The organism is Streptomyces sp. JH14, assembly GCF_029428675.1.
Taxonomy (GTDB): domain Bacteria; phylum Actinomycetota; class Actinomycetes; order Streptomycetales; family Streptomycetaceae; genus Streptomyces.
Genome location: NZ_JAJNEL010000001.1, coordinates 5810915 through 5837098, shown reverse-complemented (window position 1 = coordinate 5837098; position 26184 = coordinate 5810915). Strand labels below are relative to the sequence as shown.

The following is a 26184-nucleotide window of genomic DNA, read 5'->3' as shown; positions in this document are numbered from 1 at the left end:
CCCGGCAGGACATCGGCGCAGACCGCTGCCGCGCGCCCCGTCAGCCGCCGGCGGGCACGCTCACACCCGCTCGGCGGGATCCATCGCCAGACCCGGTTCACGGTTCTGCCGGGCCACGTACAGCCTGCCGTCCGCCCCGATCATGGCGAGGACCACCCGCCCGTGCACATCGAGTGCCAACGCCGGCGTCGCGGCGGTCCGTTCACCCGTCGGCGACCACCAGAGTCCGCCGCCCTCGTTCTCGGTTCCGCAGGCCGCAAGCATGACGTGCCCGTCGAGATCGCGGTGCGCGAGGATCGTGCAGTCGTAGCCGTCCAGCACCGCGCGCAGCACGGTGATCGGTCCCTCGGCCGGGGTCCCGCCCAGCGGGATGACCGGGGTGCCCAGTCGCTGTGCGACGATCCCGCCGGTGGTGGGGTCGGTCCAGTAGAAGGTGTTCCGGCCCGGGGCGGTCTCCAGCGCGGCGACGCCGCCGGGGGCGATCTCGACAGGGATGTTCTGTACCTTCTCGAAGGCACCGTCGGCCTCGGGCTGGGTCCACCTCATGGCCTGGCCGCTGCCCGGCACCAGGAGTTCGATCCGTCCGGATTCGGCGACCGACACGGCCATCGTGTCCTGCGCCAGACTGCCCTTCAGGTCCGTCCACGCCTCCCACTTGGCGCTCTTGCCCTCGCGGCGCAGCATCATGCCGCCGCCGGCGTTCCGCACGAAGACGTTCACCGCACCGGCCGGAGTGACGGCGCCCGCCGGGGGGCCGATCCGTGCGGCTCGTTCGGCGTCCTTGTGCGGGTTGCCCAGTGATCGCCACGAGGTGACGGGGCGGCCTGTCTGGTACTGGATGGCGTGCACGATGTCGACGGCCGGCAGGCCCTCACCCTTGTCCACCGACCGGCGCCCGAAGAAGTGCACATAGCTGTCCGCGCCCTGGGCGATGCCGAGGTGCGTCAGATCCGGAACCGGAATGAAGTCCGGGCCCTGCCAGCGGGGCCCGCCGGGACGCTCCTCGGTCCAGCGCAGGAGCCCCTCCCGATTGCGGGCGTACGCGGTGAGCCTGCCGTCCTTGCCCCGGACGAGCCAGCGTCCGCCGACCGGGGACTCGGCCTCCCACTGCTCGTTCCCGGCGTTACCGAGGGCGCCCGTTCCCGAGGCCTTCCCCTGGGCGGCACGCCCCGATCCGACTCGCATGCGTGAGGTCATCCTTCCCATGTCTGCCCGCTCCTGTTCCGCGGCCCGTTGTGCGGCCGACACGCGGAAGACGGGAACGGCCCATCATAGAATCACCGTTCGAACGAAACGGAATCGCCACCCGTCCGCCCGGGCGATCATGCTCCCGGAGTCGGCAAAGAATTCCCCGCCGTCGGCGGCCGACGAACCATGCGACGGCCGGTGCGTGGCACCCTTCCGGCATGGTGACCGAACGGACGCTGGTGATCGTGGACGCGGCCAATGTGGTCGGGTCGGTGCCCGACGGCTGGTGGCGGGACCGGCTGGGCGCGACCGAACGGCTGCGGGATGCCCTCGTCCCCCTGGCCGCGGCCGGCGTGCCCGGGCACCCCGGCCCCGCGGAGCTCGTGCTGGTCGTCGAGGGCGCGGCCCGCGGTGTGGAGTCGGTGCCGGGGGTACGGGTGGAGTCGGCGCCCGCCAGCGGTGACGACCTGATCGTCGAGCTCGTCGCCGCCGAGGCGGCCCGGTCCGCGGACCGTGACTGCGTCGTGGTCACGGCCGACCGGGAGCTGCGGCAGCGGGTCGAGGCGTGCGGGGCGTGGTGTGCGGGCCCGCGTACCGTACGGCCGCGTACCGACTGAGCTACGGCCGGACGGCCGGCACATCGATCCGGCTGTGGCGGCGCCCGTACACGAAGTAGATGACCACCCCGATCACCATCCAGATGCCGAACCGGAGCCATGTCTCCGCCGGCAGGTTGAGCATCAGCCACACCGAGGCCGCGACGGAGACGATCGGAAGCAACGGCACCCACGGGGTGCGGAACGCGCGGTGCAGATCGGGCCGGGTACGGCGCAGCACCATGACGCCCAGGGCGACGACCACGAACGCGAAGAGCGTGCCGATGTTCACCAGCGTCGCCAGTTCGTTGATGCTGGTGAATCCGGCGACGATCGCGATGATCACGCCGAGCAGGATGGTCGGACGGTACGGGGTGCCGAACCTCGGGTGCGTCTTCGAGAAGAAGCGCGGAAGCAGCCCGTCGCGGCTCATCGCGAAGAACACCCGGGTCTGCCCCAGCAGCAGGATCATGCAGACCGTCGTGAGGCCGACCGCCGCTCCGAAGCTGATGGTCCCGGCGTAGAAGGGATGCCCGACGGCCTTGAAGGCGTCGGCCAGCGGCGCGCTCACCGACAGCTCGGTGTAGTGCTCCATGCCGGTGACCACCAGCGATACGGCGACATAGAGCACCGTGCAGATGAAGAGCGAGGCGAGGATGCCCCGCGGCATGTCGCGCTGCGGGATCTTGGTCTCCTCGGCTGCGGTGGCCACGACGTCGAAGCCGATGAAGGCGAAGAACACGACGGAGGCGGCGGTGAAGACGCCCAGGACGCCGAAGTCGGTGGGCGCGTAACCGAAGATCAGCTGGATCAGCGGTGCATTCAGCCCGGAGCCGGTGGGCTGCGGCCGCGCCGGCGGGATGAACGGATGATAGTTGGCGGACTTGATGAAGAAGAGCCCCGCGACGATCACGATCAGGACCACGGCCACCTTGATGGCGACCACGACCGTCGTGACCCGGGCGGACAGCTTCATGCCGAGCACCAGGATCACGGTCAGGACGAGGATCAGGAGGAAGGCCAGGACGTCGAAGCCGAATCCGGTAGCCACATCCGGTCCGGCGAGCACCTCGGGCATGGTCCAGCCCACGTTGTCCATCAACGAGCGGACGTAGCCGGACCAGCCGACCGCCACCACCGCCGTGCCCAGGGCGAATTCCAGCACGAGGTCCCAGCCGATGATCCAGGCGATCAGTTCACCGAGCGAGGCGTACGCGAAGGTGTACGCGGACCCCGCGACCGGGACGGTGGAGGCGAACTCGGCGTAACAGAGCGCGGCAAGGGCGCAGACGATCCCCGCGGCCACGAACGCGAGAGCGGTGGCGGGCCCCGCCGTCTCCTTCGCCACCTTGCCCGTGAGGACGAAGATGCCGGTGCCGATGATGACACCCACCCCGAAGACGGTGAGGTCCAGAGCGGAGAGGGACTTCTTGAGCGCGTGCTCCGGCTCCTCGGTGTCGCGGATGGACTGCTCGACCGTCTTGGTCCGGAACAGTCCGTCGTTGCTGGGGGGTGTGTCCTGCTGCGCAGTCACCGGCGTACCTCCACGCACTCGTCGTGGACGCCATGATTGGGACAGCACCCGCGGCAACGGGCCCGCCGTCGGGCGATTTCACGCGAATGGGCCGGTCGGACCACCCGTACAGGGTCGTCCGACCGGCCCATCGGCCGTATCGCTTTCGCTCGCACTCATCCGTCCGCGCACGGGTCGGTGCTCGTACGGGTCAGTCCCGGGCGGGCTCGATCACGGACGGCGTGTCGGCGTCGCTCTCGAAGCGGCCGTCCAGCTTGGCCACAAGTCCCGTGACCTGTCGTGCGATGTCCGGCGCCGTCAGCCCGATCTCGGCCATGACCTCCTTGCGGGAGGCGTGGTCGAGGAAGCGCGGCGGGATGCCGAAGTCGCGCAGCGGTACGTCGACACCGGCGTCGCGCAGCGCCTGGGCGACGGCGGAGCCGACACCACCGGCCCGGCTGTTGTCCTCGACGGTGACGACGACCCGGTGCCGCTCGGCGAGCGGGGCCATGGCCTCGTCGACCGGCTTGACCCAGCGCGGGTCGACGACCGTGGTCGTGATGCCCTGGGCGTCGAGCAGACCGGCGATCTCCAGGCACATCGGGGCGAGCGCGCCGACGGAGACCAGGAGGACGTCCGGGCGGGCCACGTCGGGCCTGCGGAGCACGTCCATGCCGCCGACCGTGCCGACGGCCTTGACCGACGGGCCGACCGCGCCCTTGGAGAAGCGGACCACGGTCGGGGCGTCGTCGACCTCGACGGCCTCGCGCAGCTGGGCGCGGACCTGGTCGGCGTCGCGCGGGGCGGCGATCCGCAGGCCCGGCACGCACTGCAGGATCGACATGTCCCACATGCCGTTGTGCGAGGCGCCGTCGGTGCCGGTGATCCCCGCCCGGTCCAGGACGAACGTGACGCCGCACTTGTGCAGGGCGACGTCCATCAGGACCTGGTCGAAGGCCCGGTTGAGGAACGTGGCGTACACCGCGAAGACCGGGTGCAGTCCGCCGGTGGCGAGGCCCGCCGCGGAGACCGCGCCGTGCTGCTCGGCGATGCCGACGTCGTAGATCCGGTCCGGAAATTCCTTCTCGAACGCGGTGAGGCCGACCGGCTGGAGCATGGCCGCGGTGATCGCGACGATGTCCTTGCGCTCCTTGCCGAGCTTGACCATCTCCTCGCCGAAGACGGAGGTCCAGTCGAGGCCGGAGGTGGCGACGGGCAGGCCGGTGTCGGGGTGGATCTTGCCGACGGCGTGGAAGCGGTCGGCCTCGTCGAGGAGCGCGGGGGTGTAGCCGCGGCCCTTCTCGGTCAGGCAGTGCACGATGACCGGGCCGCCGAAGCGCTTGGCCCGCTGCAGCGCGGACTCCAGGGCCTCGATGTCGTGGCCGTCGATCGGGCCGACGTACTTCAGGCCGAGATCCTCGAACATGCCCTGCGGGGCGATGAAGTCCTTCAGCCCCTTCTTGGCGCCGTGCAGCGTCTCGTAGAGCGGCTTGCCGACGACGGGGGTGCGCTCCAGGATGTCCTTGCCGCGGGCCAGGAAGCGCTCGTAGCCGTCGGTGGTGCGCAGGGTGGCGAGGTGGTTGGCCAGGCCGCCGATGGTCGGGGCGTAGGAACGCTCGTTGTCGTTGACGACGATGACGAGCGGGCGGTCCTTGGCGGCGGCGATGTTGTTCAGCGCCTCCCAGGCCATTCCGCCGGTGAGTGCGCCGTCACCGATGACCGCGACGACATGGTCGTCCTTCTTCAGCACCTCGTTGGCCTTGGCGAGGCCGTCGGCCCAGCCGAGGACGGTCGAGGCGTGCGAATTCTCGATGATGTCGTGGTCGGACTCGGCGCGTGAGGGGTAGCCCGAGAGGCCGCCCTTGCTCTTGAGCTTCGAGAAGTCCTGGCGACCGGTGAGGAGCTTGTGCACGTAGCTCTGGTGACCGGTGTCGAAGAGCACCTTGTCCTTCGGCGAATCGAAGACCCGGTGCAGGGCGATGGTCAGCTCGACGACACCCAGGTTGGGGCCGAGGTGGCCGCCGGTCTTGGAGACTGCGTCGACGAGGTAGGTCCGGATTTCCTCGGCGAGCTGTTCCAGCTGCTCAGGACTGAGCCGGTCCAGGTCGCGCGGTCCCCCGATGCGGGTCAGCAGGGCCACCCGTGCCTCCTTGCGTTTGAGCTGGTCTAGCGTGCCGGTCCGCTGAGTCTAATGTTCCGTCCCGGGCCGAGGTCATCGGGAGGTGCTTTCCGGTGCGGATCGGCGCGTGCGTACATACGTACACGCAAGTGCCCGGCACCACGAAGGGTGCCGGGCACAGGCGCGGGTTCCGCGGTCAGGCGCGGCCCGCCGTCTTCTGGGTCTTGCGCGTGATGGCATCGATGACGACCGTGGCGAGCAGCACGCCACCGGTGATCATGTACTGGATCGGTGAGGCGATGCCCTGCAGGGCAAGGCCGTACTGGATCGAGATGATGACCAGTACACCGAGCAGCGCGTTCCAGGTGCGGCCACGGCCACCGAAGAGGCTGGTGCCACCGATGACGGCCGCCGCGATGGCGTTCATCAGGAGCTCACCGCTACCCGCGCCCTGGTTGGCGGAGGTGATCTTGGAGGCGATGAAGAGTCCGCCGATGGCGGCGAAGGTGCCGGAGATCGCGTAGACCGAGGTCCGGATCATCACCACATTGATACCGGCACGGCGGGATGCCTCGACGCTGCCACCGAGCGCGAAGATCTTGCGGCCGTACGAGGTGCGGCGCAGTACGAAGTCGGTCGCCACCAGCATGATCAGGAAGATCACCACGGCGAGCGGCAGACCCTTGTACTGGTTGAACATGATCGCGACGGCGAAGGCCACCACGGCCAGCCCGGCCGTGCGCACGATGATCTCGCTGAGCGGGCGGGACGGGACGCCCACGGCCTCACGGCGACGGCTGTCGAAGAAGGCCGACAGGAAGTACGCCGCCACGGCGACCACGGCGAGGCCGTATCCGGCCGCGACATCGCTGAAGTAGTAGCTGGTCAGCTTGGCCACCACGCCCTCGGAGTCGAGGTTGATGGTGCCGTTGGAGCCGAGGATCTGGAGCATGAAGCCGTTCCAGAACAGCAGACCGGCCAGGGTGACGGCGAAGGCGGGGACGCCGATCTTGGCGAAGATGTAGCCGTGGATCGCGCCGGCCACGGCGCCGGTAACGATCGCCAGGACCAGGGCCAGCCACTCGGACATGCCGTGGGTGACATTGAGTACGGCGAAGGTGGCGCCCGCGACACCGCTGACCGAGCCGACCGAGAGGTCGATCTCGCCGAGCAGCAGGACGAAGACGATGCCGACCGCGATCATGCCGGTGCCGACCATGGCGACCGAGATGTCCGAGAGGTTGCCGGCGGTGAGGAAGTTCGAGTTGAGGCTCTGGAAGATCGCCCAGATGATGACCAGGCCGAGGACGACGGGGATCGAGCCCAGGTCGCCGGCCTTCATCTTGCGCTTGAACTCGCCGAGGTATCCGGCGATGCCCTGCTCGCGGACGAGCAGCCGGGGGTCGACGGCGGTGACGGAACCTGCCGCCGCGGCGGGGTTCTCGGCGGGCGCGTCGGCCGTCTTCGCCAGTATCGGGCTGGAGGTGTTGTCGGTGCTCACTTCTGGGCCTCCCCGTTGCGCGCCGCGCGACGGGTCACGGCATTGTCCGTGGCGCCCGTGATCGCGGAGATGATCTCTTCCTGCGAGGTGGTCGCGACGTCGAAGACGCCGTTGTTACGGCCCAGCCGGAGCACGGCCACCTTGTCGGCGACCGCCTTGACGTCGGCCATGTTGTGGCTGATGAGGATCACCGCGTGGCCGCGCTCGCGCAGCCGCTCGACCAGGTCGAGGACCTGTGCGGTCTGCTCGACACCGAGGGCCGCGGTCGGCTCGTCGAGGATGACGAGCTTGGGCTCACCGAGCATCGAGCGGGCGATGGCCACGGTCTGGCGCTGACCACCGGAGAGAGAGGCGATCGGAATGCGGACGCTGGGGATACGGATCGACAGCGTGCTGAGGAGCTCGCGGGAGCGGCGCTCCATCTCGACCTCGTTGAGGACTCCGAACTTACGGAGCTCCCGGCCGAGGTAGAGGTTGCCGACGACATCGATGTTGTCGCAGAGCGCGAGGTCCTGATAGACGGTCGCGATGCCCAGGTTCTGGGCGTCGTGCGGCCGGTTGATCTGGACGCCCTTGCCGTCCCACTCGATGACTCCGTCATCGATGGGGTGGACTCCGGCGATCGTCTTGACCAGCGTTGATTTACCGGCGCCGTTGTCGCCCACCAGGGCGACCACCTCGCCTGCGTGGACCTCGAGCTCTACATCGGTGAGCGCCTGAACGGCACCGAATCGCTTGGAGACCCCTCGCAACGCCAACACGGGCGTAGCGGACACGTGAACCATCTCCTTCGCCGCCTGACCGGCGGGGATGCCGCGCCGGGGGAGGGCGCGGTGGTCGAGCAGAAGAGAACAGAAGTGCGGAAGCGTTCCGCCCGGCGCCCCGCCCGATAGCGGGACGGTTGATGTGCGGGGCGCCGGACAGGCTTCCACGGGTGCAAGCCGCTGAGAATCTTTCAGCCGGCTTGCTGCCGGTGCGCGGTCAGCTCGCCTTGCGAGCAAGGCGAGTGCCCGACCGCGCTCGCGGCGGGGGCGCGGCCTACTGCAGGCCGAGCTTGGTGCAGGCGGCCTTGTAGTTGGCCGTGCAGATCTCGTCCAGCGTGTAGACGCCGTCCTTGAGGACGGTGTCCTTGATGTTGTCCTTGGTCAGCGAGACGACCGGGACCAGGAACGTGGGAACGCCCTTGTTGGTCGGGCTGTCGACCGTGGAGGTGGCGATCGAGTCGAGCTTCTTGCCCTGGGCCAGCGCCACTGCCATCGAGGCGGCGGCCTCGCCCTCGGGGCCGTACGGCTTGTAGACGCTCATGAACTGCTCACCGGCGACGATGCGCTGCACACCGGCCAGCTCGGCGTCCTGACCGGTCACCGGCGGGAGCTTGGCGAGACCGGCGGCCTTGAGGGCGGTGATGATGCCGCCCGCCATGCCGTCGTTGGCGGAGTAGACGCCGTCGATCTTGCCCTTGCCGAGGGCCGAGATCGCCGCCTCCATGTTGGCGTTGGCGTTCTCCGGCTTCCACTCCTTGGTGTCGTACTCCTTGCCGACCTTGACCTTGCCGTCGAGCTCCGCCTTGGCGCCCTTCTTGAAGAGGGCGGCGTTCGGGTCGGTGATCGCGCCGTTCATCATCACGATCGTGCCGCCGTTGGCCTTGGAGCCCATGGCCTCCAGCAGGGCCTTGCCCTGGACGTGGCCGACCTCTTCGTTGTCGAAGGAGGTGTAGGCGTCGATCGGGCCCTCGGCGAGGCGGTCGAAGGCGACGACGGGGATGCCCGCGTCCTTGGCCTTCTTCACGGCGCCGGCTATGGCCTTGGAGTCCACCGAGTCGATGATCAGCGCATCGACCTTGTTGGTGATCATGGTGTCGACCTGCTGGGTCTGCACCGTGGCGTCCTGCTTGGCGTTGGCGTAGATGACCTTCGCCTTGCCGCCGGTGAGCTCGCCGATCTTCTTCTCGATGATCGGCCGGTCGAACTTCTCGTACCGGGCCGTCTGGTTCTCGGGAAGGAGCAGACCGATCTTGAGATCGTTGCCCTTCTTCGCGGACTCGGTGTCCGTGGCCTTGTCGCCGGACTCCTTGGCGCTGCCGCAAGCGGCAAGCGAAACGGCCATCGCGGTGGCGGCAACGGCAACGGCGGCACGACGCATACGCGTGTTCATTCTCGAACCTCCCTGACGAGGCCGCGACGTTGCGGCCGAGGTGGCTGGAAGTCAACTCGGCCGCAGCCCCGACGTCAAGGAGTAAATTCTTAACGAGATGACAACGGTGCCATTCGTTATCTAAGTGAAGGCAGGGGTCGCCGTCGTCAGAGTGCTCTCCAATAGGGTCGAATCGCCCATCTCGCTCAGTACGAGAGCCAGCGCACCGAGCACCTCCGCCCGCGCGCCGAGCGCCCCGGGAAGCACCGAGAGTTTCCTGGCGGCACTGGGAATGGCGTAGCGCGACACCGAGTCGCGGATCGGCGCGAGCACCAGTTCGCCCGCCTCGGCGAGGGAGCCGCCGAGGACCACCCGGCTGGGGTTGAGCAGGTTGCACAGGTTGGCGACGCCGCTGCCGATGTGCCGCCCGACGTCCCCGATCACCCGGCGGCAGCCCGGATCGCCCTCCCGGGCCAGCTGGACCACCCGCTCCATGGTGAGATCGGGCCCGTGGCTGGGCTGGAGCAGGGGCAGGACGTACCGCGCGGCCGTGAAGGTCTCCAGGCAGCCCCGGTTGCCGCAGCGGCACACAGGGCCCGATTCGTCGAGCGTGATGTGCCCGATCTCGCCGGCCGTGCCGCCGGGCCCGCGGTAGATGTGCCCGTCGATCACCAGCCCGGCGCCGACACCGCTCGCGACCTTGATGTAGGCGAGGTCCTTGACGCCGCGGCCGCTGCCCCAGACCAGCTCGCCCAGCGCCCCGAGGTTGGCGTCGTTGTCGACGTACACCGGCACACCGAGCCGCGCGGCCAGCTCCTCGCTGGGATTGATGCCCGTCCAGCCCGGCAGGATCGACGTGGAGCCCAGCGTGCCGGACTCCACATCGATCGGACCGGGAACGCCGAGGCCGACGCCGATCACCTTGTCCGAGCTGATCCCGGTCGATTCGATCAGCCGCTTGACCAGCTGTTCCGCCCGTCCGAAGCCCTGCGCCGACGAGGCGTCCACGTCCAGTGGCTCGGACTCCTCGGCGAGCACCTGATGGGCCAGGTTGCCGACCGCCACCCGCAGGTGCGTATGCCCGAAATCGACGCCGATCACGATGCCGGCGTCGCCGCTGAGAGAGACGCTGCGGGCCCGGCGGCCGCCCGCGGACGTGGGGGTCACCTCGACGGTGCCGCCGTCCTTGAGCTCGCGGACGATGTTGGAGACGGTGGCCGCGGAGAGGCCTGTACTCCTGGCGATCTCCGCCTGGGTGAGCGAACCCGCCATGCGCACGGCGCGCACAACCCGCTCAAGGTTGGCGCGATGCAGAGATGTCTGCGACCCGGGAGTCTCCATCGACTCTCTCACTCCTAGCGGTTTCTCTAACATGTGAACTCTAAGCTGAGCGTTTTGGGGCACCACCCGTCAAGACCTTGAGCAGCGGAAGCCTCCGATGAGCGGGCCGCCGAACCCTCCTCACCAGGGAAAACATGGGGCGGCCGTGAAAAAACAGACGAACCGCCCGCCGACATACGGCCGGCGGACGGTTCATCTGTGTGCAAGAGGTGCGGCATGTCCGGACATATGTCCGGCAGCCCCGGCCCGGATGGACGCGGTTGGGCCCCTCCCCCCGAACACGCCGACGGCCTGCACGACCCCCACGGGGTCACACAGGCCGTCGTCACGCAGGCCCCCGGATCGGCCGACGGCGTCCCGGATGGCGAGGGCCGCCGTCGGGCGGCCCTCGGCTACTTCATCGTGCCTGCGGTGAGGCCCGCCTGGATCTGGCGCTGGAAGGAGAGATAGACGACCAGCATCGGAAGCATGGCGATGGCCACACCGGCGAAGAGCACCGGCAGGTCCGTCGCGTATCCCTGCTGCTGCTGCAGCTGGATCAGTCCCTGGGTCAGCACGTACTTCTCCTTCTCCCCCGAGCTCTGCGGCTGCATCAGGACCGAGGGGAGGATGTACTGGTTCCACTGGCCCAGCACATTGAAGATGCCGATGCTCAGCAGGCCGGGCTTGGCCATCGGCATCATCACCTGGAAGAAGACCCGGGTGTGCGAGGCCCCGTCGATGACCGCCGCTTCGTGGATCGCCGTGGGCAGCGTCCTGAAGAAGGAGTGCATGAAGAAGACGGTGAACGGCAGGGAGTAAGCGATGTACACCAGGATCAGACCCTGGTAGGTGTTCAGCAGGCTGAACCGCTGCAGCGTGAAGAACAGCGGGACGAGCGCGAGGAACACGGGGAACATCGCGCCGCTGACGAAGAAGTAGTAGATGATCCGGTTGCCCGGGAACTCGTACCGTGCCAGGACGTACGCCGCCATCGCCCCGAAGAGCATCGTCAGCGGCACCGAGAACACCAGCACGATCAGGGTGTTGGCGAAGTAGTCGCCGATGCCCTTGTCCCAGGCGCGCCCGAAGACATCGAAGGACCAGTTCGTCGGCCAGCTCAGCGCCGAGCCACCGATCTGCGCGTCCGTCTTGAACGCACTGAGCAGCAGCCACAACAGCGGCAGGACGATCAGGACGGCCCACAGCACGAGAAAGCCGTGCGAGAAGACGTTGAGGGTCATGCCCTCGGTCCGGCGGTCACCGGGCCCAGGTGCCTTCTTCGAGCCCCTCTGCCCGGGAATGCTGTCGTCGACGGCGACCGACGGTTCTTTGATGGGTGTACTCATTGCTTGACTCCCGCTCAGAACTCGATGCGCTCACGGCGGGTAGCACGCAGCGTGATGACGGAAATGATCATGGTCAGGATGAGCATCACGACGCCCATCGCGCAGGCGTAGCCGCTCTTGCCGAAGTACAGGAAGTTCCGCATCAGCACCGTCGCCATGACTTCACCGTGATGGTCGGGGCCGCCACCGAAGCCCGTACCCGGCGTCATGGTCGACGCCAGGACGAACATGTCCATCGCCACGATGCCGAGATAGACCCACGCAGTCTGCACGGAGTCCCAGAGCAGCGGAAGCGTCACCCGGAAGAAGGTCTGGGCGCGGCCGGCGCCGTCCAGCAGGGCGGCCTCGTAGATCTCCTTCGGGATGGACTGCATCGCCGCGGAGAAGAGCACCAGGTAGAAGCCGACCCCGTGCCACACGATGATGACCATCAGGCACCAGAGCACGAGCTTGGGGTCGTTCATCCACTCGATGGGGCTGTCGGTGTCGACCAGCCCGAGCTTCATGAGGAGCCCGTTGAGCAGGCCCCCCTGGTCACTTCGGTACACCGCCTGGAACAGCACCGCGAGAATCGCGAGTGACAGCACCTGGGGGAAGAAGTAGATGATCTTGTAGAAGCTGGAACCCCTGACGCCGTGCACACCACCGGAACCGCCCCGGCCGCCCGCGTTCACCATGAAGGCGAAGAACAGGGCGATCAGGATGGTGAAGACCGGAATGAACACCAGGAGCAGGATGTTGTGCCAGAGGGCCGTACGGAAGACATCGTCGTGGAACAACGCGGTGTAGTTGTCCAGGCCGACGAAGTCGAATACCGGTGACTGTCCGGACCAGTTGGTGAATGAGTACCCGAAGGTCTGGATGTACGGCCAGATCACGAAGATCAGATACAACGCCAGCGGTGCGAGAAGAAATCCCGCGATGAATCTGTACTGCCCTTTTCGCATGACATCCTGCCCCTGGTTTTACGGCGAGCGCCGAGATCAGTCGCGGTGGTTCTGCTTGCTGGCCGGGTCCTTGGCCGCCTTGTCCACGGCGGCCTGGGCACGCTTCAGCCACTCGGCCGGCTGGATGCGCTTGGACATCAGCTCGTTGGACGCGTTCTGGATCGCGACGTCCATCTCGCTGTACCAGCTCGGGTAGAGGTAGTTGAAGGAGTTGGCGTCGCCCGCCGCCTTCACCGCCCCGACCGTGGACTGGGTGCCCGGACGCAGCTGGACGCTCGGGTCGACACCGTCCTTCAGGATCGTCAGCGAGTTCGCCTCCTTGGCGAAGCTCGTCGACCACTCCTTGGAGAGCATCATCCGCATGAACTCCTGCGCCTCGGGCAGGTTCTTGGCCTTGGAGGGGATGATGAACGGCTCACCGGAGCCGGCCCGGATCGCCTCGAAGGGAAGCTTGCTGCCCGGCAGCAGCGGAATCGGCAGGAACTTCATGTCGAAGTCCGCCGGCGTCTGCTTGAGCTGCTCGTTCTCCAGCCAGGAACCGGAGGGGATGAAGACGGCCTTGTACTGGTTCCAGCGGGTCTGCGACTCGGTGTGGGTCAGGCCGTTGGTGCCCGGCATCAGCAGGCCCTTCTCGACGATCTCGTACACCGCCTCGATGGACGCCTTGGCCGCGTCGCTGCCGACGAACGCCTTCGGGTCGAGGTTGTCGATCGCCTTCATGGCCTCGAGACCGCCGGTCTTGGCGATGAGGTCCATGATCAGGATGTTGATGTAGTACGGGTACTTGCCCTGGTGAGCCAGACCGCCGATGCCGTCGGCCTTGGCCTTCTTGCAGATCGAGAGGAAGTCTTCCCACGTCTTCGGCTCGGCCCAGCCCTTGTCCTTGAAGAGCTTGCCGGAGTACCACAGACCCCAGACCGTGTAGACGTAGTTGAGGGCGACGACCTTGCCGCCCTGCAGACCCTGCTCGATGGTGCCGGCGATCAGGGTGTCGCGGACCTTCTTGGACGGGTCGTCGACCGACGGAGCGTCGAGCACCGGGGCGAGGTCGAAGAGCTGACCGCCCTTGAAGAGGACGTCGAGCTTGATCTGCTGGGCGCCCGAGTCGTCGATGACGTCCGGCGGGTTGCCGCCGTTGAAGCGCGGCTGCAGCTTGCCGGTGATCTCCTGGGTGCCCAGGTGCGTGGTCTTCGTTCCCCACTTCTTGTCGAACAGCGCTTCCCAGGCCTTGGCGTAGTCGTCGCCGTAGCCGCCCTTGAAGACGACGACCTCGAGGTTTCCGCCCTTGTTGACGCCGAAGGGGTTGTCCTTGGTGACCGAGCCCTTCTTCTCTTCCTTCGCATTGCCCTCGTCGCCGCCGGACGCACAAGCGGAGAGGAAGCTCATCGTCGGAACGGCGATCAGGCCGAGCGCTGCGGAGCGCTTGATCAGATCGCGGCGACCGAGGCCGCCGTTGTCGCTCTGCGCAGAGGTGGATCCCATGCTCAAGTCCTCGCCTTCTCCAGGACTCAGGCGGTGTACCGGTCACCCGTCGATATCGCCTCAGGCGAAGGGCCCCGCCACCGCGGTCAGTTGCGCTTGGTCATGCAGATGTACCGAATTGCCTGGTGCAGTGGGGGTATCGGGAGACCGTACAGCGAGGCCATCGATTGTGGCCCGCAGCCGTTCCCCCACCCCCGCGTCCGCGCCCGTGTGAAGCGGCTGTGCAGATGCCCACAGGTATAGTCCACTTCTCGCCAACTGATCAAGATCGAATACAGGTTTGATCGGCAGTCTTTCCCGAGTTGAGACCTCGCGGATACATGAACCCCGCGCGCGCTCCTCCAGGTGTAACAGTTTCCGCATTCCGGTCGATTCGCCCGGGCACACCCACCCAACACCCTTGACACATCACGCCACTTGCCTCCCTACTGGATCCTGCACATCGCCCTGACAACGTTGTCCAGCGCGCTTTCCTCGGGAGGAATGGCTCGGCATGCAGCCCCGACATGGTTCTCGTAAGAGACATAACCGTACGGCCGCACTCATCGCGGCTTCACTGGTCCTGGTGGTGACCGCCCCCACCACGGCCGCCGCGCAGTCGGCGAGGTCTGCCGGAAAGGGTGAAAAGCCCACGGGCGACCAGACATTCAGCTCATCGTTCGAAGCGAACGAAAAGCAGCCGGACTGGCGCAACACCGTGGAAGAGGGACCGGACGGGAAGAAGCGGGCATCGGGTATCGACGGCGGCTTCTCCGCCGGAATACCGGGCAATGTCACCGACAAGGTCACGGATCTTCGCGCCAGCGGTGAGAACACCGGCGGCGGCGAGGTGAAGGAGAACCTGATCGACGGGGAGTCCTCCTCGAAGTGGCTGACCTTCGAACCCACCGGCTGGATCGAGTTCGACCTCGACGAACCGGTCAAGGTCGTGACATACGCGCTCACTTCGGCCAATGACCACGACGAGCGCGACCCGAAGGACTGGACCCTCAAGGGCTCGACCGACGGCAAGACCTGGACCGACCTCGACTCCCGGACCGACCAGTCCTTCTCCGAGCGCTTCCAGACGAAGTCGTACGACTTCTCGAACGACACGGCCTACCAGCATTTCCGCCTGGACATCACGAAGAACAAGGGCGGCTCGGGCATCACCCAGCTCGCCGACGTCCAGTTCTCCGACGGCGACACCAGCACCCCCGCCCCCGAGGAGATGCGCAGCCAGATCGACCGCGGCCCGTCCGGCTCGCCCACGGCCAAGGCCGGCGCGGGCTTCACCGGAAAGAAGGCCCTGCGGTACGCGGGCACGCACAAGCCGGACGGCCACGCGTACTCGTACAACAAGGTCTTCGACGTCGACACGGCCGTCACGCGGGACACCGAACTCTCCTACCTGGTCTACCCCCAGATGGGCGAGACGGACCTCTCGTACCCCGCCACCCATGTGTCGGTCGATCTCGCCTTCACCGACGGCACGTATCTGAGCGACCTGGGCGCCACCGACAGCCACGGCGGTCTGCTGACCCCGCAGGGCCAGGCCGACGCCAAGCGGCTGTACGTCAACCAGTGGAACAAGGTCGCCTCCCGCATCGGCACGGTCGCGGCGGGCAAGACCGTCGACCGGATCCTGGTGGCGTACGACTCCCCCAAGGGCCCGGCGAAGTTCCAGGGCTGGATCGACGACATCAAGCTCGCCCCGAAGGCTCCCGAGAAGCGCCGGGCGCACCTGTCCGACTACGCGTCGACGGTCCGCGGCACCAACTCCAGCGGCGGTTTCTCGCGCGGCAACAACTTCCCCGCCACCGCGGTCCCGAACGGCTTCAACTTCTGGACGCCCGTCACCAACGCCGGCTCGACGAGCTGGCTGTACGACTACCAGCGTGCCAACAACGACGACAACCTGCCCACGCTCCAGGCGTTCAGCGCGAGCCATGAGCCGAGCCCCTGGATGGGCGACCGGCAGACGTTCCAGCTGATGCCGTCGGTGGCCAAGGACGAGCCGGACGCCTCCCGCACGGCGCGCGCGCTGCCGTTCAAGCACGAGAACGAGACGGCGAAGCCGCACTACTACGGTGTGACGTTCGAGAACGGCCTCAAGGCCGAGATGACGCCGACCGACCACGCGGCACGGATGCGGTTCACCTACCCCGGTGACGACGCGTCCGTCGTCTTCGACAACATCTCCAACGACGGCGGGCTCACCCTCGACCCCGGGACCAGCTCCTTCACCGGCTTCTCCGACGTGAAGAGCGGCCTCTCCACCGGCGCCACCCGGCTCTTCGTCTACGGCGTCTTCGACGCACCGGTCACCGCGAGCGGCAAGCTCAAGGGCGGCGGCGGTGACGACGTGACGGGCTACCTCCGCTTCGACGCCGGCAAGGACCGTACGGTCAACCTCCGCCTGGCCACCTCGCTGATCAGCATCGACCAGGCGAAGCAGAACCTCGCCGCGGAGATCCCCGCGTCCCGTTCCTTCGGCCGCGTCGAGGACCAGGCGCAGCACGCCTGGGACGACATCCTGGGCAAGGTGGAGGTCGAGGGCGCCGACGCCGACCAGCTGACGAGTCTCTACTCCAGCATGTACCGCCTGTATCTCTACCCGAACTCGGGCTTCGAGAAGGTCGGCGGCAAGGACCAGTACGCCAGCCCGTTCTCTCCGCAGATCGGCTCCGACACCCCCACCCACACGGGTGCGAAGATCGTCGACGGCAAGGTGTACGTCAACAACGGCTTCTGGGACACGTACCGGACGACCTGGCCCGCGTACTCGTTCCTCACGCCGAAGAAAGCCGGCGAGATGGTCGACGGCTTCGTCCAGCAGTACAAGGACGGCGGCTGGATCTCCCGCTGGTCCTCCCCCGGCTACGCCGACCTGATGACCGGCACCTCGTCGGACGTCGCGTTCGCGGACGCCTACGTCAAGGGCGTGAAGTTCGACGGCGAGGCGGCCTACGAGGCGGCGCTGAAGAACGCCACGGTGGTTCCGCCGTCGTCGGGTGTCGGTCGCAAGGGCATGGAGACGTCCCCGTTCGCGGGTTACGCGAACACGTCGACGCACGAGGGTCTGTCCTGGTCGCTGGAGGGCTACCTCAACGACTACGGCCTCGCGCAGATGGGCCAGGCGCTCTACAAGAAGACGAAGAAGGAGCGGTACAAGGAGGAGTCGGAGTACTTCCTGAACCGGGCCCGCAACTATGTCGAGCTGTTCGACTCCAAGGCGGGCTTCTTCCAGGGCAAGGACGCCAAGGGTGACTGGCGGGTCGCCTCCGACACGTACGACCCGCGCATCTGGGGCTACGACTACACGGAGACGAACGGCTGGGGCTACGCGTTCACGGCCCCGCAGGACAGCCGCGGTCTGGCGAACCTGTACGGCGGCCGCGACGGCCTGGCCAAGAAGCTCGACACGTACTTCTCCACCCCCGAGACGGCGGGCCCGGAGTTCGTCGGCTCGTACGGCGGTGTCATCCACGAGATGACGGAGGCGCGTGACGTCCGGATGGGCATGTACGGCCACAGCAACCAGGTCGCGCACCACGTCACGTACATGTACGACGCTGCGTCGCAGCCCTGGAAGACCCAGGAGAAGGTCCGCGAGGTCCTCGGCCGCCTCTACACCGGCAGCGAGATCGGCCAGGGCTACCACGGTGACGAGGACAACGGCGAGCAGTCGGCCTGGTACCTCTTCTCCTCGCTCGGCTTCTACCCGCTGGTGATGGGCAGTGGGGAGTACGCGATCGGCTCGCCGCTCTTCACGAAGACGACCGTCCACCTGGAGAACGGCCACGACCTGGTGGTCAAGGCCCCGAAGAACAGCGCGAAGAACATCTATGTGCAGGGCCTGAAGGTCAACGGCAAGAAGTGGACGTCCACGTCGCTGCCGCACGACCTGCTCGCCAAGGGCGGTGTCCTCGAGTTCGACATGGGCCCCAAGCCGTCGGCATGGGGCACGGGCAAGGACGCGGCCCCGACGTCGATCACCAAGGACGACCAGGTGCCGTCGCCGAAGAAGGACGTGCTGAAGGGCGAGGGCGCCCTGTTCGACAACACGTCGGCCACGACCGCGACGGTGAACGGCCCGCTGGAGCTGTCGGTGCCCGCATCGACGAAGGCGGTCCAGTACACACTGACGTCGGGCGCGGCGGCGAAGGCCCCGAAGGGCTGGGTGCTGCAGGGCTCGTCGGACGGCACGACGTGGAAGGACCTGGACAAGCGGTCGGCGCAGTCGTTCGCGTGGGACAAGCAGACCCGGGTGTTCTCGGTGAGCACGGCGGGAACGTACGCGCACTACCGCCTGGTGCCGGAAGGTGAGGGAACGCTGGCGGAGGTGGAGCTGATCTCCTGACCCCCGCCCTCCTGTGAACGGCCGGTACCTCGGGTGAGGTACCGGCCGTTCGCTCATCCCACGGTGCAGTCGAACTGCGTGGCCGGATCCGGCTCCCCGCCCGAGGAGACGTATCCGAAGGTGGCGGATTCACCGGGATCGAGGGGTCCGTTCCAGTCCGCGTTGTGGACCATCACGTCCTGTCCCTGGACGGTCATCGCGCCGTTCCAGAGGCTGTCGACGCGTTGGCCGTCCGGCTGCGTCCAGCCGACCATCCAGCCGAGCATCGGTACGTCGCCGGTGTTGGTGACGGTGACCTCCGACTGGTAGCCGCCGGTCCAGCTGTTGGTGGTGCGCGGGACCGCGGTGCACAGACCCGGCGGCGGCTCGGTCGGGGTGGTCGGGTCCTTGACCCCCGTCACCTCGCCGTTTCCGCCGTCGAAGACGACGTCGGAGCAGGAGTAGAAGGTCTCCTGGCTGTCGGAACGCTGCCAGACCACATAGACGATGTGGCGGCCCTCCTTGCCCGCCGGAAGGGCGCCGGACCAGGAGTAGTTGGCCTCGACCGTGCCCGGGGTCCCGTTCAGCGGCGGGTGATCGACGGTGAGGAAGGGGGTGTCCTCCATGTCGTCCCAGGTGAGCGTCTTCGTCGGGTCGAAGCCGTCCTTGGTGAGGTAGACGTAGAACGAACCAGGGTGTGCGGCCCAGGCGTTGTACGCGAAGTCGACGGTCGCGCCCGAGGTCAGATGGGTGAGCGGCCAGTCGTCGCGGGGCTGATTGAACCCGGTGAAGTTCGGGTTCCCGCCGCTGCACAGCTCGCCGTCGGGGACGAAACCGCGGGTGCGCCCCGCGCCGTCGGAGCGGAGCACCGAGAACCAGTTGTAGAACGGGGTCGTCCCGCTCTGCTGCGCCGCGGCCGCGCAGGCGGGGTTGACCGGTTTGATCTCACCGGTGCCGGTCAGCGCGTCCTGCCAGCACAGGAAGGTGCGGCTGCCCGGCTTCATGGGCGTGCCGTGCGCCTCGGCCCGCTGCCCGGTCGTGAGCACGAGCCCGAGTGCGGGGATGGTGGTGAGCAGGGCGAGGAGGGTCAGGAGGATGGCTCTGCGCCGGGTACCGGCGAGGATCGTGCTGCCGGCCGGTAATCGGCGGCTCAATGAGTGGATCACGATGTACGTCCCTTCGCTTCGGGTGGGGCGATGTGCGGGTGGACGAACACGGAGGCTTGGGAGCGCTCCCACTTCACTGCGGGAGGCTAGCGCGCTCCTCCATCCCTGTAAACGCCGGGCGAATCCCTGTGAACGCCGGGAGCCGCGCGTCCGGCGTCCCTCACCCCGCCCCGGACGCCCCCGGCGTCACATGTCCCGGGACGAGTCGGTCGCCTCCGGCGGCTCCGGTGCGACCATGTGGAAGAGACTCTCGGGGAGCGCCACGTTCAGGGCGGTGATGACGGGATTGCCGTGCTCGGTTCCGAGCCGGGACACAGCCCCTGTGGCGAGCCGGAACAGGGTGCCGCCGGCCGGACTCAGCCCCAGATAGCGGGCGGTGAACACGCGCAGGAAGTGGGAGTGCGCAACGAGTGCGAGGTCGGCGTCCCCCACCGTTTCGGCGGCTGCCCGGACCTGGGTGAGCACCCGGTCGGCCCGCTCCCCCACCTGCGCCGGCGACTCCCCGGGATGCGCCTCCGGGCCGGGGGTGACGCCGTCGGTCCACAGGTTCCAGGTGGGCCGGGTGCGGTGGATCTCGACCGTGGTCACACCTTCGTAGCCGCCGTAGTCCCATTCTCGCAGGTCAGGGACGATACGGGGAGAGGTCAGCCCGGCGAGTTCGGCGGTGCGCCGGGCACGCAGGGCCGGACTGACCAGAGTGAGCCCGATCTTGCGGTCGGCGAGCAGCGGTACGAGGGCGCGGGCCTGACGCTCACCGAGGTCGGTCAGCGGCAGATCGGTATGGCTCGTGTGCCGCCCGGACCGGGACCACTCGGTCTCACCGTGCCGGATCAGAAGCAACTCGCCCATGCGTGCCGTCCGCTCTCTGTGCTCTGCGCGTCCCCCGTCCTCTGCGTAGGTTACGTGCCCACCGAGGGCTGGCCGTTGAGCCGTTCCCGGGTGCGTCGGCCCCGTGTCCGCCGGTCCGGCCGGACGGCTTCCCGGCCCGGGGCGTCCTGGACCGACCGGCACATAGGTGGCGCCTGTCCTACCCGCGGCGTATCTCCACCATGAAACAGCCGAACTCCACCGCGCGGACGTGCACCAGTTCCACGGCCGGGTCGGCGAAGACGCCACGCAGCGCACTGTCCACCTCGGCGGCCCGTTCCGTGGGGATCTCGATCAGCGTGCCACCAAGGATGTGCCCCTCGGCACTGTACGCACGCAACACCCGGCGAGCGCCGTGCAGTTCGGCCGGGTAGCCGGGACCGGAGGTCTGCCCGCCGCATTCGTCGGCATGGATGAACACAGGGCCGCACTCGTCGTACGGGCCCGGGTCGACACCGGTCTCGGCCGCCCAGCGGCGCAAGGGCGCGTAGGAGACGAGGACGATCCGCTCGCCGGCCTCGCTGTGCCGCAAACAGCAGCGCAGCGGGGCACCGCCCTGCGGATCGATGACGGACTGCCGAGCGAGACCGGCGTCGTCCCGCTCGCGCAGCTGCTTCAGTACGCCCGCATCGATGGCACGGGCCTCATGAGTCGTGTTCATGACCCCAGCGTCGCCGGGCACTTGTCCCTGCGCCGGCGAGAATCAGACGTCGCCCTGAACGGGCGGAGAGCCCGAACAGCGGCGCAACGCGGGCCGGTCACCGTCGACGCCGCACGGGCCGACGGCCGGCCCGGTTCAGTGCGGGATGCCGTCGATGAGTTCGCGGGCGCCCTGGCGCAGGAGGGCGACCGCGACCGACGTGCCGAGCGTGGCCGGGTCCAGGCGGCCCGCCCACTCGTGCGCGTTGAGGACCACCTTCCCGTCCGGCGTGAACACCTTTGCCCGCAGCGACAGTTCGCCGCCGCCGTCGGTGTGGGCGTATCCGGCGATGGGGCTGTTGCAGTGGCCCTGCAGCACGTGCAGGAACATGCGCTCCGCGGTCGCCTCGCGGTGGGTGGCGGGGTGGCCGAGGCCGCTGATCGCGTCGATCAGCTCCGCATCGCCCTCGCGGCACTGGAGGGCGAGGATCCCGGCCCCGATCGGCGGGCACATCACATCGACCGGCAGGACTTCGGTGATCACATCCGTGCGGCCGATGCGTTCCAGTCCGGAGACGGCCAGGAGCAGCGCGTCCGCGTCTCCTGCGGCGAGCTTGTCCAGGCGGCGGTTGGCGTTGCCGCGCATCGGCACGCACTGGAGGTGCGGGTGCGAGGCGGCCAGCTGGGCGCTGCGCCGCACGGAGGAGGTGCCGATCCGGGCCCCGTCGGGGAGCTCGTCCAGCGTGAGACCGCCGGGGTGCACGAGTGCGTCGCGGATGTCGTCCCGTTCGAGGAAGGCCGCGAAGGTGGTGCCGGCGGGCAGCGGCCGGTCGGCCGGGACGTCCTTGACGCAGTGCACGGCGAGGTCCGCCAGGCCCGTGAGCAGGGCCTCGTCGACCTCCTTGGTGAACGCCCCCTTCCCCTCGACGTGGGCCAGGTCACCCATCCACTTGTCGCCGGTCGTCTTGACCGCGACGACCTCGGTGGCGGTGCCGGGAAGGAGCGCGGCCAGCTCGGTACGGACGCGCTCCACCTGGGCGAGCGCCATGGGCGAGTCGCGGGACACGATGCGGATGAGTTCAGGGGCGGACATGTCGCCCACGATAGACCTTCGGATGCGGGTGTCCGCGCAGACCTCGCGAACCCATGTCATGAGAAGGGAAGGCCAGTTGGGACCACTCGGGCACACGTGCGAAGCGCCTGGCGGGGTGCCGCGGCCTGCGTGGGCAGGGAGACGGCCGCCACTGCCGCACCGCCCTGCGCTCCCTCGCGACCAGATTTTGATCGGACACAAAACAAATCCGTCCGGGATACCGAACAGAGGGAGGAACGACGCGCCGGTTCACTCCACCCAGGGCGCTCGGGGATCGGTCGATGCCACCATGTTGTCCCTATGTGACCGATGTGTCACGGAGACGGTCTGGCAACAAGCGCCGAGATGCAGTATTAGTACTGTCAGCAAACAAATTGGTCGGTCGGCGGTGCAGCCGTCCGGGCCCTCGTCGACAAGAGGCAGATTCATGTCGGACCGTTTCACCCCCACCTCCGCGGACAAGTTCACCTTCGGCCTCTGGACCGTCGGCTGGCGCGGCAACGACCCCTTCGGTGACGCCACCCGTCCCGCGCTCGACCCGGTCGAGTCCGTCGAGCGTCTGGCGGAGCTCGGTGCGCACGGTGTGACCTTCCACGACGACGACCTGATCCCGTTCGGTTCCTCGGACAGCGAGCGGGCCGCGATCATCACGCGCTTCAAGGACGCCCTGGACCGCACCGGTCTGAAGGTCCCGATGGCCACGACGAACCTGTTCACGCAGCCCGTGTTCAAGGACGGCGGCTTCACCTCCAACGACCGCGAGGTGCGTCGGTACGCGCTGCGCAAGGTCATCCGCAACATCGACCTCGCCGTCGAGCTCGGCGCCGAGACCTATGTGGCGTGGGGCGGCCGTGAGGGCGCCGAGTTCGGTGGCTCCAAGGACGTGCGGGTGGCGCTGGACCGCATGAAGGAGGCCTTCGACCTCCTCGGTGAGTACGTCGTCGAGCAGGGTTACGACCTCCGGTTCGCGATCGAGCCGAAGCCGAACGAGCCCCGCGGCGACATCCTTCTGCCGACCGTCGGTCACGCTCTGGCGTTCATCGAGCGCCTGGAGCGCCCGGAGCTGTACGGCGTGAACCCCGAGGTCGGCCACGAGCAGATGGCCGGGCTGAACTTCCCGCACGGCATCGCGCAGGCACTGTGGGCGGGCAAGCTCTACCACATCGACCTCAACGGCCAGTCCGGCATCAAGTACGACCAGGACTTCCGCTTCGGCGCCGGCGACCTTCGCCAGGCGTTCTGGCTCGTCGACCTGCTCGAGACGTCCGACTACGCGGGCCCGCTCCACTTCGACTTCAAGCCGGTGCGCACCGACGGCTTCGACGGGGTCTGGGAGTCCGCGAAGAACTGCATGCGCAACTACCTGATCCTCAAGGAGCGCGCCACCGCGTTCCGCGCCGACCCGGCCGTCCAGGAGGCGCTGCGCGCTTCCCGCCTCGACGAGCTCGCCCAGCCCACCGCCGAGGACGGCCTCAAGGGCCTGCTCGCCGACACCACCGCGTTCGAGGAGTTCGACGTGGCGGCCGCCGCCGAGCGCTCGATGGCGTTCGAGGCGCTCGACCAGCTCGCCATGGAGCACCTGCTCGGCGTTCGCTGACCTCTCCGGTGTGTCCGGTGACTGCGGTCCGCCGGACACACCCCACCCCGCTCGACCCCGCCCGGGTGCGGACCTGTCAGGTCCGTGCCCGGGCGTTCGCACATGTACGTGCGACGCAGTCCGTCCGGCCCGTCGCGCCCGCGCGCCGGCCCGGCCCGGGCTCGCAAGGCTGCCGTTCGCTCCGGGACGTTACGGACGAGTTGCACGGAATCCACACGCTGACCGCCCTCGGGTGAGGGGCACCGACGACTGCACGGCCGAGGCCCTCCGGCCCCGCCTCGGCCTGTCCGGATCCGCCAAGGACCGCTACCCCAGGCGCAGATGTGGCCTTGATCGTATCCGGGGAAACCCATTGACCTGTGAGGGAACCGTGAAAGGATCCTCCGGAAATCCGTGGCGTGTCCCGTTGTCCGGACACACGCCACGACTCGTCTCAGCAGTATGGAGAAACCACGTGGCCAAGACTTCTGGCCGTCGGCACGGACGCACCGCCGTCCGTCTCGCCGCTGCCGCGATAACCGCGGCCCTCGTCGGCACCGGGACCTCCGCGTTCGCTGCCACGCCGGGCGACGCGCCCCTGTTCGGACTGACCGGCCTCAACAGCGCCGGCGCCTCGTACTACTACGCACCCAACGGCACCGGCGGCCTCGAGGGGCCCGTCGCGTTCGACTCCGGCTGGAAGGACGTGACGTACGTCGGCCGGGTGGACAACAACGCCGACAGCATCGCCGACGGCCGCTGGCAGACCGACAGCAAGGGCAATCTGCTCTACGCCGCCAACGACAACTCCGCAGCCAAGAACGTCGGTCACGGCTGGGGCATCTACAACAAGCTGCTCTCCGCCGGCAATCTCGGCGGCGCCGAGGCAGGCGACTTCCTCGGCCGTGACACCGCCGGATACCTCTTCCTCTACCTGGGCTACGGGGACGGCACCGTCACCAAGCGCTACACGGTCGGCGGCGGCTGGGGTGCCTACACCCAGCTGGCCGGCAACGGCGACCTGACCGGCGACGGCAAGAACGACATCGTCGCCCGCGACAAGGCCGGAGTTCTCTGGCTGTACAAGGGCACGGGCAACTACAAGGCCCCGTTCGCCGCCCGCACCAAGGTCGGCGCCGGCTGGAACACGTACAACACCGTGTTCGCTCCCGGTGACATCGACCTGGACGGCGTGACCGACCTGATCGGCCGGGACGCCTCGGGCGCCCTCTACCTCTACACGGGCACCGGCAACGCTGCCGCCCCGTACAAGTCGCGGGTCAAGATCGGTACGGGCGGCTGGAACACGTACCGTCTGCTCTTCTGATCGAAATGGCAAGTTTCTCACCCGAAATGATGACACCATTCGAGTGAAACTTGTGGCCCGCCTGCGCTCACGGGCGGGCCACAACTCATCTCGATCCATGGAGTACTTCGTGGCCAAGACTTCTGGCCGTAAGCGCAGACACATAGCCGCTCGCGCAGCGGCCGCGGCACTCACCGCCGCCCTCGTCGGAACCGGTACCTCCGCGGTCGCCGCCGACTCCCCGAACGCTCAGCCCTCCCTGGGCGCCGGCGTCGCGCAGCCCCGCGCGGCAGCCGCCGCCGCTGCGACCACCCCGATCTTCGCCCTCTACGGCATCGACTCGACCGGTACCGCGTACTCGTACGCGCCCACCGGCAAGGGTGGCCTCACCGCCCGCGTCAAGGCCGGTGAGAACTGGCAGCCCGTCAACTCCGTCCTGCAGGTGGACAACGGCGGCGACGGAGAAGCGGACGGCATCTGGTCCCGCGAGGGCTCGACCCTCGACTACCAGAACTTCGACGTCACAACCCCGACCAAGGTCGGCAGTGGCTGGAACATCTACAACAAGCTGGTCTCCCCGGGCAACCTGGGCGGCGCCGCGGCGGGCGATCTGCTCGGCCGCGACAGCAGCGGCAACCTGTACCTGTACCTGAACTACGGCAACGGCAAGCTGACGGGCCGTTACAAGGTCGGCGGCGGCTGGAACGTCTACACCCAGCTCGCCGGCAACGGCGACCTGACGGGCGACGGCAAGAACGACCTCGTCGCCCGCGACTCGGGCGGCATCCTCTGGCTGTACAAGGGCACGGGCAACTACAAGGCCCCGTTCGCCGCCCGCACCAAGATCGGCGCCGGCTGGAACACGTACAACTACCTCATCTCCAGCGGTGACCTGAACATCGACGGAATCACCGACCTCATCGCGCGCGACAAGGCCGGGGCTCTGTGGAGCTACCAGGGCACCGGTAACGCGGCCGCCCCGTACAAGGCCCGCGTGCAGATCGGTACCTCCGGCTGGAACACCTACCGCCTCATGTTCTGAGCCGTCAGGTAGCCGGTAACACCCCG

At 68.0% G+C, this 26184-nt stretch carries 19 protein-coding genes; 5 read left to right on the top strand and 14 right to left on the bottom strand.

Annotation, left to right across the window (positions count from 1 at the left end):
- Positions 1–60 precede the first annotated feature (60 nt).
- The gene (locus LRD69_RS26305; protein WP_277329011.1) at positions 61–1185 is read right to left on the bottom strand and encodes a hypothetical protein; all 1125 of its coding nucleotides are present in this window, start codon (positions 1183–1185) and stop codon (positions 61–63) included.
- Positions 1186–1406: 221 nt separating this feature from the next.
- On the opposite strand from LRD69_RS26305, the gene LRD69_RS26300 reads away from it, so the two are divergent.
- Positions 1407–1805 (top strand): NTP pyrophosphohydrolase, encoded by a 399-nt coding sequence (locus tag LRD69_RS26300; RefSeq protein ID WP_277329010.1) that lies wholly within the window; start codon positions 1407–1409, stop codon positions 1803–1805.
- Position 1806: 1 nt separating this feature from the next.
- Here the strand turns inward: LRD69_RS26300 and LRD69_RS26295 are convergent, their stop codons facing one another.
- From LRD69_RS26295 to ngcE, 9 genes are all read right to left on the bottom strand, one after another.
- Positions 1807–3318, bottom strand: coding sequence for an amino acid permease (locus tag LRD69_RS26295; RefSeq protein ID WP_277329009.1), 1512 nt, complete (start codon positions 3316–3318; stop codon positions 1807–1809).
- Between the two features lie 190 nt (positions 3319–3508).
- Positions 3509–5437, bottom strand: coding sequence for a 1-deoxy-D-xylulose-5-phosphate synthase (gene dxs / locus LRD69_RS26290; protein ID WP_277329008.1), 1929 nt, complete (start codon positions 5435–5437; stop codon positions 3509–3511).
- Between the two features lie 175 nt (positions 5438–5612).
- Entirely contained in the window at positions 5613–6917 is a 1305-nt protein-coding gene (locus tag LRD69_RS26285; RefSeq protein ID WP_277329007.1) for a sugar ABC transporter permease, read from the bottom strand.
- Positions 6914–7702 (bottom strand): ATP-binding cassette domain-containing protein, encoded by a 789-nt coding sequence (locus LRD69_RS26280; protein WP_277329006.1) that lies wholly within the window; start codon positions 7700–7702, stop codon positions 6914–6916. The genes LRD69_RS26285 and LRD69_RS26280 overlap by 4 nt, the downstream gene beginning before the upstream one ends.
- A 253-nt stretch (positions 7703–7955) precedes the next feature.
- Positions 7956–9071 (bottom strand): substrate-binding domain-containing protein, encoded by a 1116-nt coding sequence (locus LRD69_RS26275; RefSeq protein WP_277329005.1) that lies wholly within the window; start codon positions 9069–9071, stop codon positions 7956–7958.
- A gap of 120 nt (positions 9072–9191) precedes the next feature.
- Complete coding sequence (locus tag LRD69_RS26270; protein ID WP_277329004.1) at positions 9192–10391, bottom strand: ROK family transcriptional regulator; 1200 nt, start codon at positions 10389–10391, stop codon at positions 9192–9194.
- A gap of 392 nt (positions 10392–10783) precedes the next feature.
- A complete protein-coding gene (locus LRD69_RS26265) occupies positions 10784–11719 on the bottom strand; it encodes a carbohydrate ABC transporter permease (protein WP_277329003.1) in 936 nt (311 codons plus the stop codon).
- A 14-nt stretch (positions 11720–11733) separates the two neighbouring features.
- Positions 11734–12666 carry a sugar ABC transporter permease gene (locus tag LRD69_RS26260; RefSeq protein ID WP_277329002.1) on the bottom strand — a complete coding sequence of 311 codons (933 nt, stop codon included), beginning with the start codon at positions 12664–12666 and terminating at the stop codon, positions 11734–11736.
- Between the two features lie 36 nt (positions 12667–12702).
- On the bottom strand, positions 12703–14148 hold the full coding sequence (gene ngcE, locus LRD69_RS26255; protein ID WP_277329001.1) for an N-acetylglucosamine/diacetylchitobiose ABC transporter substrate-binding protein: 1446 nt from the start codon (positions 14146–14148) through the stop codon (positions 12703–12705).
- Positions 14149–14641: 493 nt separating this feature from the next.
- Here ngcE and LRD69_RS26250 point away from each other — a divergent pair, with 493 nt between their 5' ends.
- A complete protein-coding gene (locus LRD69_RS26250) occupies positions 14642–18490 on the top strand; it encodes a GH92 family glycosyl hydrolase (RefSeq protein ID WP_277329000.1) in 3849 nt (1282 codons plus the stop codon).
- 53 nt (positions 18491–18543) lie between these two features.
- Here LRD69_RS26250 and LRD69_RS26245 read toward each other — a convergent pair whose 3' ends face one another.
- The 4 genes from LRD69_RS26245 to hemC form a co-directional block, all read right to left on the bottom strand.
- On the bottom strand, positions 18544–19632 hold the full coding sequence (locus tag LRD69_RS26245) for a lytic polysaccharide monooxygenase (RefSeq protein ID WP_277329879.1): 1089 nt from the start codon (positions 19630–19632) through the stop codon (positions 18544–18546).
- 189 nt (positions 19633–19821) lie between these two features.
- Complete coding sequence (locus LRD69_RS26240; protein ID WP_277328999.1) at positions 19822–20484, bottom strand: histidine phosphatase family protein; 663 nt, start codon at positions 20482–20484, stop codon at positions 19822–19824.
- 178 nt (positions 20485–20662) lie between these two features.
- Complete coding sequence (locus LRD69_RS26235; RefSeq protein WP_277328998.1) at positions 20663–21163, bottom strand: DUF1203 domain-containing protein; 501 nt, start codon at positions 21161–21163, stop codon at positions 20663–20665.
- Positions 21164–21298: 135 nt separating this feature from the next.
- Positions 21299–22234 (bottom strand): hydroxymethylbilane synthase, encoded by a 936-nt coding sequence (hemC, locus tag LRD69_RS26230; protein WP_277328997.1) that lies wholly within the window; start codon positions 22232–22234, stop codon positions 21299–21301.
- A gap of 427 nt (positions 22235–22661) precedes the next feature.
- Here hemC and xylA point away from each other — a divergent pair, with 427 nt between their 5' ends.
- From xylA to LRD69_RS26215, 3 genes are all read left to right on the top strand, one after another.
- Positions 22662–23831 carry a xylose isomerase gene (gene xylA / locus LRD69_RS26225; RefSeq protein WP_277328996.1) on the top strand — a complete coding sequence of 390 codons (1170 nt, stop codon included), beginning with the start codon at positions 22662–22664 and terminating at the stop codon, positions 23829–23831.
- A gap of 454 nt (positions 23832–24285) precedes the next feature.
- Positions 24286–25137, top strand: coding sequence for a VCBS repeat-containing protein (locus LRD69_RS26220; RefSeq protein ID WP_277328995.1), 852 nt, complete (start codon positions 24286–24288; stop codon positions 25135–25137).
- Between the two features lie 109 nt (positions 25138–25246).
- Complete coding sequence (locus LRD69_RS26215; protein ID WP_277328994.1) at positions 25247–26158, top strand: VCBS repeat-containing protein; 912 nt, start codon at positions 25247–25249, stop codon at positions 26156–26158.
- The last annotated feature ends 26 nt before the right edge of the window (positions 26159–26184 follow it).